The sequence below is a fragment of the Burkholderia sp. ZZQ-2 genome, assembly GCF_050768715.1.
In the GTDB taxonomy this organism is placed as follows: Bacteria; Pseudomonadota; Gammaproteobacteria; order Burkholderiales; family Burkholderiaceae; genus Burkholderia; species Burkholderia cepacia.
Window position 1 is genome coordinate 1 of record NZ_LDVA01000002.1, and the last position, 280, is coordinate 280.

The window sequence follows — 280 nt, forward strand, 5'->3', positions numbered from 1 at the left end:
CGTCAGCCCCTACTTCGTCCCCGACGAGGCGCTGCTGCTCGCGGTCACGGCAGCCGTCGACCGCGGTGTGCACGTCGAGCTGTTCGTCTCGGAAGAGGGCGACCAGGCGATGGTCTATCACGCTCAGCGCAGCTACTACGAGGTGCTGCTCAAGGCGGGCGTTCGCATCTGGATGTACCGCAAGCCCTACATCCTGCACACCAAGACGCTGACGATCGACGACGAGGTCGCGGTCATCGGCTCCAGCAACATGGACATGCGCTCGTTCGGCTTGAACCTC

The 280-nt window shown here is 63.9% G+C and carries 1 protein-coding gene; it reads left to right on the top strand.

Annotated features, from left to right (window positions below; translation table 11 throughout):
- Positions 1–280 (top strand): phospholipase D-like domain-containing protein (locus ABY44_RS00010; RefSeq protein WP_431640662.1); only part of this gene is annotated, 280 nt, incomplete at both ends.